The 16255-nt window shown below is 40.1% G+C and carries 17 protein-coding genes; 8 read left to right on the forward strand and 9 right to left on the reverse strand.

The genetic code is table 11. The features are described 5' to 3' along the window. Positions 1–121: 121 nt before the first annotated feature. Together ACFX40_RS06695 and ACFX40_RS06700 are read right to left on the reverse strand one after the other, a co-directional pair. Positions 122–1510, reverse strand: coding sequence for an amino acid permease (locus ACFX40_RS06695; protein WP_252123732.1), 1389 nt, complete (start codon positions 1508–1510; stop codon positions 122–124). A gap of 40 nt (positions 1511–1550) precedes the next feature. Beyond that, positions 1551–2945, reverse strand: coding sequence for an amino acid permease (locus ACFX40_RS06700; RefSeq protein ID WP_377254607.1), 1395 nt, complete (start codon positions 2943–2945; stop codon positions 1551–1553). Between the two features lie 532 nt (positions 2946–3477). On the opposite strand from ACFX40_RS06700, the gene pruA reads away from it, so the two are divergent. The 3 genes from pruA to ACFX40_RS06715 all read left to right on the forward strand — a co-directional run bounded on the left by pruA (position 3478) and on the right by ACFX40_RS06715 (position 7010). Continuing rightward, the gene (gene pruA / locus ACFX40_RS06705) at positions 3478–5046 is read left to right on the forward strand and encodes an L-glutamate gamma-semialdehyde dehydrogenase (protein ID WP_098526177.1); all 1569 of its coding nucleotides are present in this window, start codon (positions 3478–3480) and stop codon (positions 5044–5046) included. 73 nt (positions 5047–5119) lie between these two features. Further along, complete coding sequence (locus ACFX40_RS06710; RefSeq protein ID WP_025750035.1) at positions 5120–6034, forward strand: proline dehydrogenase family protein; 915 nt, start codon at positions 5120–5122, stop codon at positions 6032–6034. 172 nt (positions 6035–6206) lie between these two features. After that, positions 6207–7010, forward strand: coding sequence for a YwqG family protein (locus tag ACFX40_RS06715; RefSeq protein WP_098433131.1), 804 nt, complete (start codon positions 6207–6209; stop codon positions 7008–7010). A 59-nt stretch (positions 7011–7069) separates the two neighbouring features. On the opposite strand, the gene ACFX40_RS06720 is transcribed toward ACFX40_RS06715, so the two are convergent. Continuing rightward, on the reverse strand, positions 7070–7597 hold the full coding sequence (locus ACFX40_RS06720) for a YcxB family protein (RefSeq protein ID WP_336128412.1): 528 nt from the start codon (positions 7595–7597) through the stop codon (positions 7070–7072). 172 nt (positions 7598–7769) lie between these two features. On the opposite strand from ACFX40_RS06720, the gene ACFX40_RS06725 reads away from it, so the two are divergent. Further along, positions 7770–8156, forward strand: coding sequence for a VOC family protein (locus ACFX40_RS06725; protein ID WP_098433133.1), 387 nt, complete (start codon positions 7770–7772; stop codon positions 8154–8156). 26 nt (positions 8157–8182) lie between these two features. Here the strand turns inward: ACFX40_RS06725 and ACFX40_RS06730 are convergent, their stop codons facing one another. Continuing rightward, entirely contained in the window at positions 8183–8335 is a 153-nt protein-coding gene (locus ACFX40_RS06730) for a hypothetical protein (protein WP_162871436.1), read from the reverse strand. A 190-nt stretch (positions 8336–8525) separates the two neighbouring features. Here ACFX40_RS06730 and spoIIP point away from each other — a divergent pair, with 190 nt between their 5' ends. After that, positions 8526–9710 (forward strand): stage II sporulation protein P, encoded by a 1185-nt coding sequence (spoIIP, locus tag ACFX40_RS06735; protein ID WP_025750039.1) that lies wholly within the window; start codon positions 8526–8528, stop codon positions 9708–9710. 24 nt (positions 9711–9734) lie between these two features. Here the strand turns inward: spoIIP and ACFX40_RS06740 are convergent, their stop codons facing one another. The 5 genes from ACFX40_RS06740 to pgaC form a co-directional block, all read right to left on the reverse strand. Next, on the reverse strand, positions 9735–9884 hold the full coding sequence (locus ACFX40_RS06740) for a hypothetical protein (protein ID WP_013084503.1): 150 nt from the start codon (positions 9882–9884) through the stop codon (positions 9735–9737). An 84-nt stretch (positions 9885–9968) separates the two neighbouring features. After that, on the reverse strand, positions 9969–11684 hold the full coding sequence (locus ACFX40_RS06745) for a putative bifunctional diguanylate cyclase/phosphodiesterase (RefSeq protein ID WP_377254610.1): 1716 nt from the start codon (positions 11682–11684) through the stop codon (positions 9969–9971). Between the two features lie 380 nt (positions 11685–12064). Beyond that, a complete protein-coding gene (gene icaB / locus ACFX40_RS06750; protein ID WP_060747211.1) occupies positions 12065–12931 on the reverse strand; it encodes an intercellular adhesin biosynthesis polysaccharide N-deacetylase in 867 nt (288 codons plus the stop codon). Then, a complete protein-coding gene (gene pgaD, locus ACFX40_RS06755) occupies positions 12928–13389 on the reverse strand; it encodes a poly-beta-1,6-N-acetyl-D-glucosamine biosynthesis protein PgaD (protein ID WP_098526172.1) in 462 nt (153 codons plus the stop codon). The genes icaB and pgaD overlap by 4 nt, the downstream gene beginning before the upstream one ends. Then, on the reverse strand, positions 13347–14603 hold the full coding sequence (gene pgaC, locus ACFX40_RS06760) for a poly-beta-1,6-N-acetyl-D-glucosamine synthase (protein ID WP_098249058.1): 1257 nt from the start codon (positions 14601–14603) through the stop codon (positions 13347–13349). The genes pgaD and pgaC overlap by 43 nt, the downstream gene beginning before the upstream one ends. A 281-nt stretch (positions 14604–14884) precedes the next feature. On the opposite strand from pgaC, the gene ACFX40_RS06765 reads away from it, so the two are divergent. The 3 genes from ACFX40_RS06765 (at position 14885) to ACFX40_RS06775 (ending at position 15926) form a co-directional block, all read left to right on the forward strand. Continuing rightward, positions 14885–15403, forward strand: coding sequence for a ferritin (locus tag ACFX40_RS06765; protein ID WP_028409787.1), 519 nt, complete (start codon positions 14885–14887; stop codon positions 15401–15403). Between the two features lie 22 nt (positions 15404–15425). Further along, positions 15426–15626, forward strand: coding sequence for a hypothetical protein (locus tag ACFX40_RS06770; protein ID WP_141425866.1), 201 nt, complete (start codon positions 15426–15428; stop codon positions 15624–15626). A 144-nt stretch (positions 15627–15770) separates the two neighbouring features. Further along, complete coding sequence (locus ACFX40_RS06775) at positions 15771–15926, forward strand: hypothetical protein (RefSeq protein WP_169305187.1); 156 nt, start codon at positions 15771–15773, stop codon at positions 15924–15926. The last annotated feature ends 329 nt before the right edge of the window (positions 15927–16255 follow it).

The raw sequence follows: 16255 nt of genomic DNA on the forward strand, positions 1-16255 counted from the left end.
ATGAGATACATAAGCTGAAACTTACGTTCACCATATCAATAAAAAAATCCGAACGCGTTTCATTCATCGTTCGGATCTTCTCCTTAAACTAAAGTGCTTTTCAGCTCTCTTACAAAATCATTTATTTCACTAGCTTACGTCTTTCAGAAGACCGTACTTCCGTACGCTTACCGATACCTAGTACATAGTAGCTCAGCACAACAATACCTAAAAAGATAATGCCGACAATCAGCGATATGCGCGTTTCATCATTAAACCACATGCCTACAAGCACCATCAATAAAAACGCGATTGTTACGTAGTTCGTCACGGGAGCAAAAGGCATTTTAAATGGATGTTGGTCCATCGCCGCTCCTTTTGCTTTTCGAAAACGAATTTGACTGATAAGAATCACAAACCACGGAATCATACCTGGAAGCACGCTCGCACTGTACACATACACAAAAACGTTTGGCGGTGCAATATAATTTAAGACAACGCCCGCAGCTAAGCCAATCATCACCGCCACGGTACTATAAATAGGCACACCGTTTCGAGAAACCTTTGTAAAAAAAGCCGGAGCCTGACCGTTTACACCTAGCGTGTAAAGCATACGTCCCGCACTGAAAATTCCGCTGTTGCACCCAGACATGGCCGCTGTGATGACAACAAAGTTAATAATGCCCGCCGCTGCTGTAATTCCTACTTTAGCGAACGTAGAAACAAACGGACTGCCGAGTGAATCCAGCTCGTTCCACGGATACACCGTTACAATCACAAAGATGGCGCCGATATAAAAAATTAAAATACGCCAAATTAAGCTTTGAATTGCACTTGTTAACGTTTTTTTAGGATCTTTTGCTTCTCCTGCTGTAATTCCAATAAGCTCTACTCCTTGATAGGCAGCAATAACAAGGGACAAGGCAAAGAAAAAGCCTGACCATCCGCCTGTAAAGAAACCGCCGTTTGCCCACAAATTCGACAGGCCAAGCGCTTCGCCGCCGTTTCCAAGACCGAAAAAAATAAGGCCAAGACCGGCAATAATCATGAGAACAATCGTGACAATTTTAATCATTGCAAACCAAAATTCAAACTCTCCAAACGATTTCACCGAAATTAAATTGGCCCCACCAAGAATGACCATGGCGACAATTCCCGGAACCCACGCCGGTAAATGCGGGAACCAGTACTGCATATAAGCTCCGACTGCAATAATCTCTGCCATGCCCACAATCACCCATTGAAACCAGTTGCTCCAAGCCGTGATATAACCCGCTAACGGATGAATATATTTATGACCGAATGTCGCAAACGAACCCGTACTTGGCTCTAAATAAAGCATCTCACCCATTGCACGCATAATAAAGAAAATAAAAACGCCGCAAATAGCATATGCAAGCAGGACGGATGGCCCCGTCCATTTAATAGTGCTTGCTGAACCCATGAATAACCCTACCCCAATCGTTCCTCCAAGAGCAATCATTTGGATATGACGAGATTCAAGCCCTCTTTTTAACTCTTTGTTTGCCAATTTACTTCCCCCTAGCCCCTCGTGATGATTTTCTCTTCTATTAAGAAATTCTTTTATTCCCCTGTCCTGAAAGAGAACTATCATCTTTTTTCTTTTTCACAAAGAAGTATGAACATACCACAAATACAGCAATCAGCAGCGTGAGATAAAACTGAGTGCGAAGTGAATCAATAAATGCCATCGCAATAAAGATACTTGTGATTGCCGCAATCGTTCCATACGTTAAATAAGGAAACAGCCACATTCTGATTTTTAATGCTTCCGGCTTTTCTTTTTCGTATTTCTTTCTCATGCGAAGCTGTGAAAAAGCAATAACAAGGTACACAAGAAGCGCTACGCCTCCCGATGCGTTTACTAAAAATAAAAAGATTTTATCAGGTGAAAGATAGTTAAAACCAACGCTGATGTAAGAAATCACGGTACATCCTACAATGGCATTAAATGGAATGCCTTTTTTATTCACTTTCAAAAACATGCGCGGCGCGTCTCCTTTTTGCGCCATTGAGTACAGCATACGAGAACTCGTGTATAGACCTGAATTTAAGCAAGACAAAACAGCAGTCAGTACGATAAAGTTCATAATTTGAGCCGCTGCCGGAACGTTTACCAGCTCTAATATCGAAACAAACGGACTTTTCATCAAGCTTGAAGAATCCCACGGAAGGATCGTTACTAAGATTAAAATCGACCCAAGATAAAAAATTAAAATACGATAAATAACGGTATTTGTTGCGATGGTGATCGCTCGCTCAGGCTGAGCCGATTCTCCAGCGGCTGTTGCGACAATTTCTGTTCCCATAAAAGAAAACATCACAATCGCCACTCCTAAAAAGACGGAGCTGATTCCATTTGGAAGAAATCCGCCTCTATGAAGAAGGTTCGATGCTCCCGGAGACTCTACTCCCGGTATTAAACCGAGGATGATCGCTCCTCCTAAAAGTAAAAACAGCACTAAACTAACTACTTTAATAAGTGAAAACCAGTATTCAAATTCACCAAATGATTTAACAGAGTATAAGTTCGTTAACGTTAATAAAAACGTCAGGATGAGACTCACGCCCCAAGACGGTAAAGACGGAAACCAATATTGAATAATTGTTGAACCCGCAATCGCTTCAACTGCAATAACAATTACCCAGAAAAACCAGTACAGCCAGCCGATTGTGTAGCCGGCCCACGGTCCAAGTGCTTCTCTGGCATAGGTCGCGAACGAGCCGCTTGAAGGATTAGCCGTAGACATTTCCCCCAGCATTCGCATCACTAAAATCACCAGCAAACCGGCAAACGCGTACGAAAAAATGGAACCAGGACCTGCTGCGTTAATGAGTGATCCGCTTCCAATGAACAAACCGGCACCAATGATTCCTCCTAAAGAAATCATGGTTATGTGTCGAATTTTTAATTCTTTTTTTAACTCAGGCGGTTGATGACTCATGTTAAAATCCTCCTCATAAAAACCGTCATTTAAAGAATTACACGTTCTTCGCATCGCGCGTTAAATATGTAAGCCCTTTCAATACTGTGGACAACTAACTGCCGTTTTCCTACCCTCCCTCTATCTGTACATTCAAATGAAGCCTTCACTTGACGAAAAAGACAGCTTCATTCGACAAAAATTACTTTTCGAATTATATGATAATTTATTTTGAACAACTTTGTCTATTGTTTTTTTGAAAGGAAGATCATTTTCATTTACTAACGATAAACTCTTTCTTTTATCGTAATTCTTTAGTTCAAAACATCTTTACTTCTGCTTACCTCTGTCCTTTATTGTGCTTTTTGTTCAAAATCACTATAAAAACGAAGAATTGATTGTTTATTTAAACAAAAGTGTTTATTTATAAAAATTATTGAACATTTTTGTTAAAAAACTATGTACAAAACGATAATAAGGTGATTATAATACAGGTATAGGGTGTTGGAATATTAATTATGTTTAAAATTTTCTAAAAAAAGGGGTAATGAAAATGAACACAATGAATATCAACGAAATCAAACAATACAAACACGAGCCTTTCACAGACTTTACGATTGCACAAAACAAAGATGCATTTGAATCTGCATTGGAACTTGTACAATCAGAGCTTGGCAAGGACTATCCTCTTGTAATTGGCGGAGAATTAATTACAACAGAAGATCAAATTCAGTCCATTAACCCAGCAAATAAAACAGAAGTTATCGGCCGCGTGTCAAAAGCAGATCAAGACTTGGCTGAAAAAGCAATGCAAGCAGCACTTTCTACCTTTAATACGTGGAAAAAAGAAGCGCCTGAAGCACGAGCAGATATTCTTTTCCGCGCAGCGGACATTATTCGCCGCCGCAAGCATGAATTTTCAGCTTACCTTGTGAAAGAAGCCGGAAAACCGTGGAACGAAGCAGATGCTGATACAGCAGAAGCAATTGACTTCCTTGAATACTACGCTCGCCAAATGGTGCAGCTAAAAGACGGCGCGCCTGTTGAGAGCCGCGAAGGTGAAGAAAATAAATTTAACTACATTCCACTTGGTGTCGGCGTTATTATTTCACCGTTTAACTTCCCGTTAGCGATTATGGCTGGAACAGCAGCAGCAGCAATCGTAGCAGGAAATACGGTTCTATTAAAACCGGCTAATAACACACCGGTTATCGCAGCAAAATTTGTAGAAGTCATGAAAGAAGCTGGCCTTCCAGACGGCGTACTGAACTACGTGCCGGGAAGCGGAAGCGAAATTGGCGACTATTTAGTAGATCACCCAAAAACACGCTTCGTTTCATTTACAGGCTCTCGTGAAGTAGGCTGCCGCATCTATGAACGCGCGGCAAAAGTACAGCCTGGTCAAATCTGGCTAAAACGCGTTATTGCTGAAATGGGCGGTAAAGACACCGTCGTTGTAGATAAAGATGCTGATTTAGATTTAGCTGCTTCTTCTATTGTATATTCAGCATTTGGCTTCTCTGGACAAAAGTGTTCAGCAGGCTCTCGTGCAGTTGTTCACCAAGACGTATACGATATCGTTCTTGAAAAAGCAGTTGCGCTGACAAAAACATTAACAATGGGCAGTCCTGAAGATGTGAACACGTATATGGGACCTGTTATTGACCAGGCTTCTTTCAACAAAATTACAAAGTACATTGAAATCGGTAAAGAAGAAGGCCGTTTAATGACGGGCGGAGAAGCGGATGATTCAAAAGGCTACTTCATTCAGCCTACGATCATTGCAGATGTAGATGAAAAAGCACGTTTAATGCAAGAAGAAATCTTCGGCCCAGTCGTAGCATTCTGCAAAGCGCGCGACTTCGATCATATGATGGAAATTGCTAATAATACAGACTACGGCTTAACAGGTGCCCTTCTTTCAAATACGCCTGAGCACATCGAACGTGCAAAAGAAGAGTTCCACGTCGGAAACCTTTACTTCAACCGCGGTTGTACAGGTGCCATCGTTGGGTACCAGCCGTTTGGCGGATTTAATATGTCAGGAACAGATTCAAAAGCTGGCGGTCCTGATTACTTGATTCTGCACCTGCAAGCAAAAACAACAAGCACGACGCTTTAATACTCAGTAGAGCAGCCTTAGGCTGCTCTATCTTAAAACAACAAGGGATTTTTTTCTATAGGGGGAGATATTTATGTTAGCAGAGGTATCTAAAAATGTGTTTCTTCACGCTTCCCAAAATAAAGCGCTAAACAAAGCAGCGAAAAAATGGGGTCTTCGCTTTGGTGCAGCTCAAGTGGTAGCTGGCGACACGATTGAACATGCGATCAAAAAAGTACGGGAACTGAATGAAAAAGGACTTGTTTGTACGCTTGATCATTTAGGGGAATTTGTTTCAAGCAGAGAAGAAGCTATCGAAGCGACTCAATATAATGTCAGAACGCTGGAAGCTATGGGGCAAGCCGGTGTAACGTGCAACTTATCTGTCAAAATGACGCAGCTTGGTTTGGATATTGACCGCAGTTTTTGCGTTGAGAACATGCGCCGCATTCTTGAAACAGCGAAAAAATACGATAACTTCGTCCGAATCGACATGGAAGACTATGCTCACTGTCAAATGACGCTAGATATTTTACGAGAGCTTCGCGAGACGTTTGATAATGTTGGAACGGTTATTCAAGCTTACCTGTTCCGCGCTGAACAAGACGTAAAAGAGCTAAAAGGCATTCCTCTTCGATTGGTAAAAGGCGCGTATCAAGAATCACCAACCGTGGCGTTTCAAGACAAAGCCCAAATTGACGAGAATTATATGCGAATTATTGAAGAGCATCTGCTGAGCGGAACATACACGGCTATTGCATCTCACGATCACAATATTATTGCAAAAGTAAAAGAGTTCGCTCACAAAAACAACATCCCGCGCACGCAGTTTGAATTTCAAATGCTGTACGGATTCCGCACAGATATGCAGCTTAGCCTTGCAAAAGAAGGCTATACAATGCGCGTATACGTTCCATTTGGCAACGACTGGTTTGGCTACTTTATGCGCCGCTTAGCGGAAAGACCGCAAAACGTCGCATTTGCTTTAAAAGGATTCTTTTCTAAATAAGCATTCATTTAGTAAGTTCCGTAATGAAAACGCTATCATTTCTTTGTGCCCTTTGCGGATGCTTCTGCAAAGGGATTTTTTATACGATTTCTCTTCCCTTTTCGTGTGTATTACGCTAAAATATAAATACGAACAAACGTTCTTTCTATTCCAAACAAAAAGGAGAATACATATGAATCCTCTATCAAAATTAGAACTGCCTCCTAAGCTAGAACCTTACCGAAAAGAAATCGAACAAACATGTAAGCCTTATATCCACCTCCATACGGTCATGAACAGTCCAAAATTATATGAAAGCAAGTTCGGCGGCAACCCTTATCTTCCTTTAGAAGCAAGTCATCCTCTTGATTCTCAGGGCAAGCCGATGCTCCTGATGGCACAAATCAATTTTTCTGAAGTTCCTTCCTATGAAAATATGCCCTCTCAAGGCATGCTTCAATTTTTCATTTGCGGAGCTGATAACGAAAGCACCGGCGATATGTACGGTCTTGATTTTGACCATCCTACGGCTCAAAAAGACTTTCGCATCGTTTTTTATGAAGACGTAACCACAGATGAAAAAAAGTTAACAACCGATTTTACGTATCTTGAAGACATTGACCGGGATATGTTCCCTATTCCTCAAGAAGTAGGCTTACAGTTTGAAATAAAAATTGAACCCGTTTCCCCTACTGACTATCGATATAATGATATAGAATCAGATTTATTTGAAGATGAAGAAACGGAAGAAATCTACTGGGATGAGCTTACGGGCGAGTATCATAAAATGGGCGGATACGCTTTTTTCACTCAAAGCGATCCTCGAGACTACGATGAAGCGCTGCGAGCATACGATGTTCTGCTTCTTCAATTCGCTATGGACGACGAAGCGGATATTATGTTTGGTGATGCGGGAGTAGCCAATTTCTTCATTAAAGAAGAAGACCTTCGCCACCGTAACTTTAGAGATGTTTTGTACAACTGGGACTGCTGTTAAAAAAACGCCCTCTTAGAAAAGTGTCTAGGAGGGCGTTTTTTCACATTATTATTTACTACTCAGCCTGTTTTTTCGTCTCTTGCAGCATTCAGCGTTTCTTTAAACTGCTGTAGCGCTTTTACATCTGTAAATGCGCTTGTAGGAATAACATATCCGCTCATTGCACTAACAAGGATAAAGATATGTTCATCGGTTTCTCTAATTTGAGTGATGCTTGACCAAGGAGTCTTCACTTCTCCTTTTGAGCTTTTCTCTACCAAGCCATCTTCCGTAACCATCATAGTATGCTCACCCGTCAGACTGCTGTTATCTCCTTCATTTATTACCTTTACAATGTTCTTTTTAATACTTCCGTAAAAGTACTTCGGATAAAATAAAAACCACAGTACCGCAAGCAGTGCAAACGCTACGAACATGCCGAGTAAAAATTCTCCTTCACCCCACGAAACAAGCAAAGGAATAAGAAGAAAAATAAGCGACATCCATCGCTGAACTCTCAGCACTTTTTGTACTCTTTCCGAATGTTGAGCGTGATGCATGTTAAAAGCTACGTAATCCTCTTTTGTTAACGTATAGTGATATTCCATATTAATCTCCAATTCTCCTAAATAACAACAAAATAAAATATACCTCATTTGGTGTTATATGTATATAGAATAATAAGTTTTTCTTATGAAAAGTATCATATTTTTTATATTTATTTACACGTATACATCACGTAAACTTAACTAGTACTCTACTGTTTAAGGAGGAATGTTTATGACTTTTACACTGACGCATATTGATCATATTCAGCTAGCTGCACCACCGAATTCAGAAAGCGAAGCACGGCACTTTTTCGGAACTGTTCTTGGATTAACAGAAGTCGAAAAACCGGAAAGTCTAAAAAAGCGCGGCGGCGTGTGGTTTGAATTTGGTTCTTATCAGCTGCATATTGGTGTTGAACCTGCCTTTTCACCCGCAAAAAAAGCGCATCCAGGCTTTCACGTCAAAAATCTCCCTGAGTTCAAAGATCATTTGACTAGCTTCGGTATTTCTTTTATGGAAGACAAAAACATTCCCGGTGTCGAAAGAATTTACGTGGCTGATCCTTTCGGCAACCGAATGGAGTTCTTAGAGAGAGTGAATCTCCCTTTTTCTAACTGAATGTTAGACAAAACAAGAGCTCTTATTTAAGAGCTCTTGTTTTCTTTTGGTCCTTCTTTTTGCTTTTCTTTCCACAGCATGTACAGCAACAGTCCCAGCACACAAAATGCCACGCCAAACATTGTTAAAGGAAATAAAAATGTATTAATAAAATGATGATAAACCCATGAGTCGTTCATCTAACCAGCTCCAATACGCACCGTTTTTTTACAGTATGCCCTAATATACACTTTTTTATGTTGTGTTAAATATCATGGTTTCTATCATATTTCTATTTCTTTTTAATAGAGTAAATAGTAGATACATAACATTCTCCTCTTAGAGTTCTCATCCGCTGATTTCAAAATTTTATTAGAGGAGGTTTACTCTATGAAAAACAAGTTTACTGAAAAGCCCAAAAAGCTTTTTTGGATCCTTTCTTATAAATCATTAATTATCGCTATACTATTTGTTCTTTTAACATCAGCCGCTATTTTTACCGTCACGTATTCAACTCTTCAGCATACGCTGCGCTCGAACGTTGTCTATCAAGCACTATCAAATTATAAAGCACAAAGCTTGTTCTACTTCATGCATACGGAAAACCATCATTTCTCTCATGCCTTTGAAGAAGATTTCTCTCCGCCTCCTCTCTCTTCTGTCGCCCTTCAGCTGGCGACGAATATTCGCGTGGCAGATACAAGAAGTCTATTTGGATCAGAACTGCCCGGCTTTTCTATTTTTGATTCCCATATTCTATTAGCCGGTGAAGGAACGGATTATACCACGATTCCTCATGAATCGGCTCCTCCGCTCGAAAGCATTTCAGGCGAGCGTGATTTGGATCCTGCTGAAAGCAAAACGTACGAAGAAAGCAAAAAACAGTCTCAAACACAGGCCAAGCAAAGCACGGGAGACAGAAAAGTTGTGTACATCTACCACACGCACAGCTGGGAATCTTATTTCCCTTTACTTGGTATGCAAGGTGAAGCGAACGAAAATAAAGCAGTTGATAACAAAACCAACATCACGCTCGTTGGTCAAATGCTAGGAATGGAATTAAAAGCAGACGGAATCGGTTCGGAAGTAGATACAACCAATATGACGCAAAAGCTGAATGAAAAAGGCTGGGGTACAGGACGAGCCTATATGATGTCTCGCAGCGTAGTGGAAACAGCTCTTCAGCAAAACAAAGACGTCGATTATTTAATTGATATTCATCGTGATTCACTGCGCCAAGAAAAAACAACGGCTGCTATTAACGGCAAATCGTACGCTAAAATGATGATTGTATTAGGTGAAGCAAACCCGAAATTTGATGAAAACGTGAAAATGGCTAAAGCGATTCATGAAAAACTAGAAGAAAAATATCCAGGCCTTAGCCGCGGAGTGTTAAGCAAAAAGAAAACAAGCGGCAATAACGGGCTATATAATCAAGACTTATCCGACCGCTCCATTTTAATCGAAGTAGGGGGCGTCGATAACAATATGGAAGAACTCACAAATACCGTCAAAGCTTTTTCTGATGTGTTCAGCGAGTATTACTGGCAAGCTGAAAAAGTGAATGCGCAGTAAACAAAAACTAGCTATCCCAGGTAGCTAGTTTTTGTTTTTATGAGAGTCACGCTTCTCCTCTTCTTCACACGCAAAGCACACCAGCTTCCCTTCAACAACCACACCGTTTAAAAATCCCTCTAAACAGTATACGTTCTTTTGACATACTGTGCAGATTCCAACGTACTCTTTCATGACTTTCTCACTCCTTACATACGATTAAAAACCATAAAAAAAAAGCTCTATTAAAGAGCTTCTTTCCGTACATAGGATTTTCCTTCATTGCAACAAACGGCTCATTTCCTCGGGAGAAAGCGGCTTATCAAATAGATAGCCTTGACCGATATGACAGCCTTGTTCTGTCACAAACTGCAGCTGTTCTTCGTTTTCGATTCCTTCTGCAGTGAGATCAAAGTTAAGTTTCTTTCCCATTTGAATAATCGTTTCAACCAGCACTTTTCCAACTTCGTCTAAGTCGTCAATAAATGATTTATCAATTTTTAACGTATTAATCGGCAAGTGTTTCAGATAGCTAAGAGAAGAATAGCACGTTCCGAAATCATCCATCGCCACTTTTATCCCTAGACTCCGCAGGCGGTTTAGCACTTTTTTCGATTCTTGACTGTTTTGAATAACGCTTTCGGTGATTTCAAGTTCCAGAAAGTGCGGCTCAAGGCCTGTTTTTTGCAAGATTTGTTCAATCTCCGCTACGAATCGTGAGGACTTCAGCTGAATAGGTGATACGTTCACTCCTATTTTGCTCGCTTTTGAATTCAGCTCTGTCCATGCTTTCATTTGCTTACACGCTTCTTCTAACACCCACTTGCCAACCGGCACAATCAGACCCACTTCTTCTAAAATAGGCAAAAATTCATTTGGATAGACGGTACCAAATTTTGCGCTATTCCAGCGGATAAGCGCTTCTGCCCCTATCACACCAGACGTTTTCAAATCGATTAACGGCTGATAAACAAGCTGAAACTCATGTCTTTCTAACGCATACTTTAACTCATTCTCCATGCTGATTGTTTTAATTATTCGTTCATTTGATGAAGATGAACTCATTTCATATGTGTTTCGTCCATTTCGTTTTGCTACATACATCGCAATATCTGCTTGCTTGATCAGCCGATCAATTAGTTCATCTGCGTCTTTTGGGACAATTTGCTGCTGACATTCCTTTGAAAACAAGCTGATGCCAACGCTTGTAGAGGTTAGCACTTTATCACCGTCTATATAAAAAGGAAGAGACATTTCTTTTACAATCTGCTCGGTCATTTCTTCAATTTCCTCAACAGTTTTTAGTGTATGCAGCACTAAAATAAACTCATCGCCCCCGTGCCGCGAGATAAAATCAGAGGACGGAATACATTTTTTTAACCTTTCTGCTACGCGCCTCAGCAGCACATCGCCGTGATGATGGCCAAGCGTATCATTTATTGATTTAAAGCGGTCTAAATCTAAAAATAAAATAGCCAGCAGTTCTGGAGATTCCTCATCTATAAACAGTTTTTTCAGCTGTTTGTTTAACCAATAGCGGTTAGGTAAATTGGTTAACGGATCATAATAAGCCATTTGCTTAATTTTTTCTTCATATGCTTTTCGTTTTGTAATATCATTACGAATCGATACGTACTGATACGGCTTACCCCGCTCATCTAAAAAAGGAACGATGGTTGTATCCACCCAGTAGTACGAGCCGTCTTTTGCTTTGTTTTTTATTTCTCCGTGCCATACCTTACCGGATCTGATCGTGCTCCATAACTCTTTAAAAAACAAGCTTGAATGATGTTTCGAATTAATAATACGATGGTCCTGCCCGAGAAGCTCATGTCTTTCATACTTAGAAATTTCACAGAATTTATCGTTCACGTGATTGATGAATCCACGACTATCCGTAATCGCTACGATTGATGATTCATTTAACGCAAGTTCAATATCATTTAGTTTTTTCAGCGCCTCTTTAAATTTATATTCAAAATGCCTGTTTTCCATATCCTATACACCTTTATCAAAATTTTAACGATAAAACAAAACCCATGACGAAATGATAGAGAGGAATCGTGAATAATGAATACAATTTAATTAGCAATGGACAGCGAATTAGTTTGTCCTATTGCCTTACATTCGTAAAATAGTAAGCGTACAATTGCCGCTTTTCCTCTTTACACCTTTACAAACTTCTTACACGCAGTTTGTAAAAGGGTTGATAGATAGTTTCGTTTATCCATATCTGTTATCACAACTTTTCTATGGTACCATTAAAATGATTTTTATAGAAATGAAAGTGTACTTTCTTCACGTAATTGACATACATTTTGATGGTAAAAAGAAAAAAGCCCCTGCTTTAAACAGAGGCTTTTTTCACTTTCTTCTTACGAGCTTGTACGGTTCAGCCACGGAAGAATAAGGTCTTGAAAGGTTTTATTGTATACAACAATTCGATTAAGATAATACGGATCGTTATCTTTTGTAATAAGGTGCGGCGCTAGGATAGCTGCTTGGTGAAAACCAGCATTTTTTACAATTTTAGCTACGTCATCATTTGTATTGCCGTATGGATACGCAAAGTAAACAGGGTCTACTCCTAAATGTTGCTTAATCGTTTCTTTGCTTTTTCGTAAATCTTCAGCAAACGCGCTGTATTTAGCAGGCGTCAGAAATAAAGGCTTGTCTTCTTCTAAACGGTGCATATCATATGTATGCGAACCGACTGTCGCAAGGCCGCTGTCTTTCATTTCTTTTAGCTGACTCCACGAAGCCATGTTTAAATTTTGAAAGTCCTCTGCTCCCACTTGTCCTGCGATTACATATAGCGTAAACGGAATGTTTTCCTTTTTCAAAATTGGAAACGCGTTTTGATAAACAGTACGGTCGATATCATCAAATGAAATCCATACGCAGCGTTTTGGAAACGTACCTTTTTGCTGATACGTTTCAATATCTTTTGGCGTAACAAACGTAGCGTCAATTTCCTTCAGCTTTTTTAACTGATGTTCAAAATCATTGCTGTAAACGCTGTACTCTGTTAGCTCGTCAGACTTTGTAACTGAGCTGATAATTCGGTTAAACCAATTATGCTTGCGCACGCGATGATAATTTAAGCCTAAGCATCCGTTCGTCTCAAGCGCTGGCTCCACGGTCGTTGTTGCTTTCGCCTTGTCTTCCCAATTCACTACTTTAAAGAAAACAAAACCAACTACCGATGCCGCAATCAAAAGAAAGAATACATATTTCTTCATGCGTGCTTCCTCTCTTCAGTATGTTTTAACGGATTAACATCAAACTCGATGTACTGTGCACGCTGAAGCTCTTGAATTTGATCCTTGGATAAAAGCTCAAGACGCTCTAAATCTTTAATACTCGTATACGCTGGCTCTTTTCGTCGGTTTAAGCTTCCAAATCTCTTTTTGTTGTAGGATCTCCATAAAAACAGAGCCAGGAAAAAGAAGCAAAAAATAGCGAGTCCAATTACTAAAAATGTTCGAATTTCGCCGTTCGTCGTTTTGAACGCAATTTTTAATACCCCGCTGTAACGGTCATTTACGCCGATAACAGCTGAAAGGAAAAACCAAAGAACAATGGCACAATACAGCCAAAAAACAGATGAAATAATGATGCTTATCACTAATCGGGCAAGAGGCTGTTTGGCTTGAATCATGATTTGCTCTTCGTTAAGCCGCGGTCTGGACTGCTCCATGTAGCATAGCCTCCTTTCACTCTAGATCTGATAGCACGAGGAAATGCGCCCACTACCACAATCGTATTCACAATCCAGTAAAGAGCTGGGTACCATGCAGCCCATACGTAATACCGCTTCACGTTGTCGTATTTTGAATCAATTTTCAGCGCAATAAACAGCTGAATTAAGCTCATAAATACAAGGGAAAATGAAGTAAACGTAAACCAAAACAGCATGTCTTGAGGGCTGCTCGCCGTAACAAGCAGCATGATAGTCACAAATAGCCATGCAAATGACCAAAGGGTACTGATCCACTGCTCTAGGTATACAATCCAAATTCTGCGCTGCTTCCATTTTAATAACACTTTCCAGTGGCGAAGCATTACCTCTTGTCCGCCTTGAGCCCAGCGTACTCGTTGCTTCCAAATTCCTTTTAAGGTTTCGGGCACAAGCATCCAGCACAATGCGCGCGGTTCATAGCGGATATCCCAAAAGCGCTGCTGCAGCTTCCAGCTCACGGCGATATCTTCCGTAATCATGTCACGATCCCACAGTCCGACGTCCACAAGTGCTTTCTTTCGAAAAGCTACTACTACGCCTGAGACCGTCATTACTTTTCCTAAAATTCGCTGTGTTCGTTTAATAGAACCGATAATAGAAGAATACTCAACTAGCTGAATGCGACTCAGCAGCGTATTACGGTTTCGAATGCGCGGATTTCCGGTAACGGCTCCCAGCCGTTCCCCTTTATGAAGAAAATGATGGATTAGATAATATGGAGCGTCTTGATCTAAAATAGCGTCGGAATCTAAGCAGATTAAAAACTCAGCTTTAGATGCGTGCGCACCTAAATGTAACGCGTTGGCTTTTCCTTTATTTTCATAAAGCTGAATCACACGAACTTCAGGGTGATTTCTGCTGATTTCCTTTAAAATAGCAGCTGTTCCATCCGTACTGCCATCGTTAATAAGGATGATTTCTTTAGACGGATAATCTAACGCCAAAAGGTGCTTAAGCGTTTCTTCAATCGTCTCTTCTTCGTTATAGCAAGGCACTAAAAAGCTCACTAACGGCCAGTCAATTGTTGAAAAATCAACTTTAGGATCTCGGTCGCGATAGCGTATGTAAATAAGCGTGCCTGCAATCCAAAATAAAGACATAATAAATGGATACCAGAAAACAAAGCTCGCAAGCTTTTCAAATCCAGGTATTAATACGTGTTGCATATTCATTTTTCTGACTCCTTCACACCAATTAAAATTGCACAGAGTGACAATTTTATCACTAAATTGGTTAAATAGAACATAGTAATTTTAACCATCTAAAAAAAGATACTTTTAAACTACTTTTATTCCTATATTATACAACCCTTAGATGTAAGCAAGAAGCACCAATAAAGGATGGGCAAGTTACCTACTTAAAGAAGTGACATATAGTATCTTTGTAGATTAAAAGCGTGATGGTTGCAGGTAGTATACGACAGAAACCCTTTCCCTAAGGAGGAATAACAAATATGAACGAACAAATTCAAAAGCTGCTCAATAACTTAATTCAACTTGAACACGTCTCTTCGACTTTATACCTAGCTATGTCTAACTATATGAATCGATTAAACTATAAAGGAATGGGCAGCTGGCTGCGTCTACAGTCTGAAGAAGAGCGCACTCATATGCTAAAACTTATTGACTACTTAGTTGACCGCGGCGGAACGGTAGAATTAAGCTCTTTGCCTGCTCAGCCGAGTGAGTTTGGGACACCGTTAGAAACGTTTCAAAAAGTATTGGAGCATGAGAAGTTCGTCACGAACTCTTATCGTCAAGCGTTTCAATTTATAAGCCAAGCGAATGACCCTCAAACGTTAGTCATCGTGCAGGACTTTTTACGAGAACAAGTCGACGAAGAAGCTCAAGCTCAAACGATTGTAGACCGTCTAAAAATCGCTCAAAATAACCCTGCAGCTATTTTTATACTCGATCAAGAACTAGGACAGCGAAAAGCTGCACCAGCGGGTGGAGCAGCTGCGCAAGGTTAAAAGCGCAGAAGAGTGTAGAACAATGTGCAGAACCAATAACACGACGCCCGTTTCCTTGTTTCGAGTTGGTATTCACCACGGCTATTATGGCTATCCGCCTAATGTGTATAACGCCATTCAAAGGCTTATGAATCAATATATGCATCAGCTTCACTATCATCGACCTCAATATGTTCACGTCTACTACGTGCACCCTTCTCTTATTCACTACTACCTTCACTAAGTTAAGGAGAATAAGAACCTTGCTTCTTGAAGAAATTCACCGTTTCTCCACCCTAATTCAGGAATTCCAATCAAAAATATGGATATTTATGCTAATATAGGTTTTGTTAATCAAATAAAGAAACAATTATTAGCGGGGTGTCATATGGATAATCAATACGTTGTAGGATGGGGAACGCTGGCTTTAATTAATGCCGGATTAGCGCAAGGTAAAAATCGAACGGGTCTGAACTGGTTCTTATTATCTCTTGCTTTAGGACCGCTGGCTACCTTCAGCTTACTGCTGGTTGAAAAACGATAAAAATTGGTTCAAAGCTCATTGCTTTGAGCTTTTTTCTTTATCCTTCGACTATAACCGCTCTTCAAAACAAGTAAAAAAAGCTCCGCTTGAAATTTTTTTCTCGACTTAATATGCATAAATCTATTCATCATTCAGCGTAAATCCGGCTGCATTTTGTTAATAAAAAACCTACTCTTTAGAAAAGGAAGGAAGCTCCTTTTTAAACCTTTGTTTCTGACAATAAAATCAAAAGAAAGAAAAACGCTTTTATTCTATGCTTTTCTAATTAACAGATTAACTGTTTTCTTCAGATGATGACCTTTTACATGGGACAGCTGTGCATCTACTGA

Origin of the sequence: Priestia sp. YIM B13552, from assembly GCF_042787775.1 — a bacterium.
GTDB lineage: Bacteria > Bacillota > Bacilli > Bacillales > Bacillaceae_H > Priestia > Priestia megaterium_E.

Bases quoted from the DNA above. Each gene is read 5' to 3' on its own strand.
- ACFX40_RS06700 (WP_377254607.1), bottom strand. From the start codon at position 2,945: ATGAGTCATCAACCGCCTGAGTTAAAAAAAGAATTAAAAATTCGACAC.
- pruA (WP_098526177.1), top strand. From the start codon at position 3,478: ATGAACACAATGAATATCAACGAAATCAAACAATACAAACACGAGCCT.
- ACFX40_RS06710 (WP_025750035.1), top strand. From the start codon at position 5,120: ATGTTAGCAGAGGTATCTAAAAATGTGTTTCTTCACGCTTCCCAAAAT.
- ACFX40_RS06715 (WP_098433131.1), top strand. From the start codon at position 6,207: ATGAATCCTCTATCAAAATTAGAACTGCCTCCTAAGCTAGAACCTTAC.
- ACFX40_RS06720 (WP_336128412.1), bottom strand. From the start codon at position 7,597: ATGGAATATCACTATACGTTAACAAAAGAGGATTACGTAGCTTTTAAC.
- ACFX40_RS06725 (WP_098433133.1), top strand. From the start codon at position 7,770: ATGACTTTTACACTGACGCATATTGATCATATTCAGCTAGCTGCACCA.
- ACFX40_RS06730 (WP_162871436.1), bottom strand. From the start codon at position 8,335: ATGAACGACTCATGGGTTTATCATCATTTTATTAATACATTTTTATTT.
- spoIIP (WP_025750039.1), top strand. From the start codon at position 8,526: ATGAAAAACAAGTTTACTGAAAAGCCCAAAAAGCTTTTTTGGATCCTT.
- ACFX40_RS06740 (WP_013084503.1), bottom strand. From the start codon at position 9,884: ATGAAAGAGTACGTTGGAATCTGCACAGTATGTCAAAAGAACGTATAC.
- ACFX40_RS06745 (WP_377254610.1), bottom strand. From the start codon at position 11,684: ATGGAAAACAGGCATTTTGAATATAAATTTAAAGAGGCGCTGAAAAAA.
- icaB (WP_060747211.1), bottom strand. From the start codon at position 12,931: ATGAAGAAATATGTATTCTTTCTTTTGATTGCGGCATCGGTAGTTGGT.
- pgaD (WP_098526172.1), bottom strand. From the start codon at position 13,389: ATGGAGCAGTCCAGACCGCGGCTTAACGAAGAGCAAATCATGATTCAA.
- pgaC (WP_098249058.1), bottom strand. From the start codon at position 14,603: ATGAATATGCAACACGTATTAATACCTGGATTTGAAAAGCTTGCGAGC.
- ACFX40_RS06765 (WP_028409787.1), top strand. From the start codon at position 14,885: ATGAACGAACAAATTCAAAAGCTGCTCAATAACTTAATTCAACTTGAA.
- ACFX40_RS06770 (WP_141425866.1), top strand. From the start codon at position 15,426: ATGTGCAGAACCAATAACACGACGCCCGTTTCCTTGTTTCGAGTTGGT.
- ACFX40_RS06775 (WP_169305187.1), top strand. From the start codon at position 15,771: ATGGATAATCAATACGTTGTAGGATGGGGAACGCTGGCTTTAATTAAT.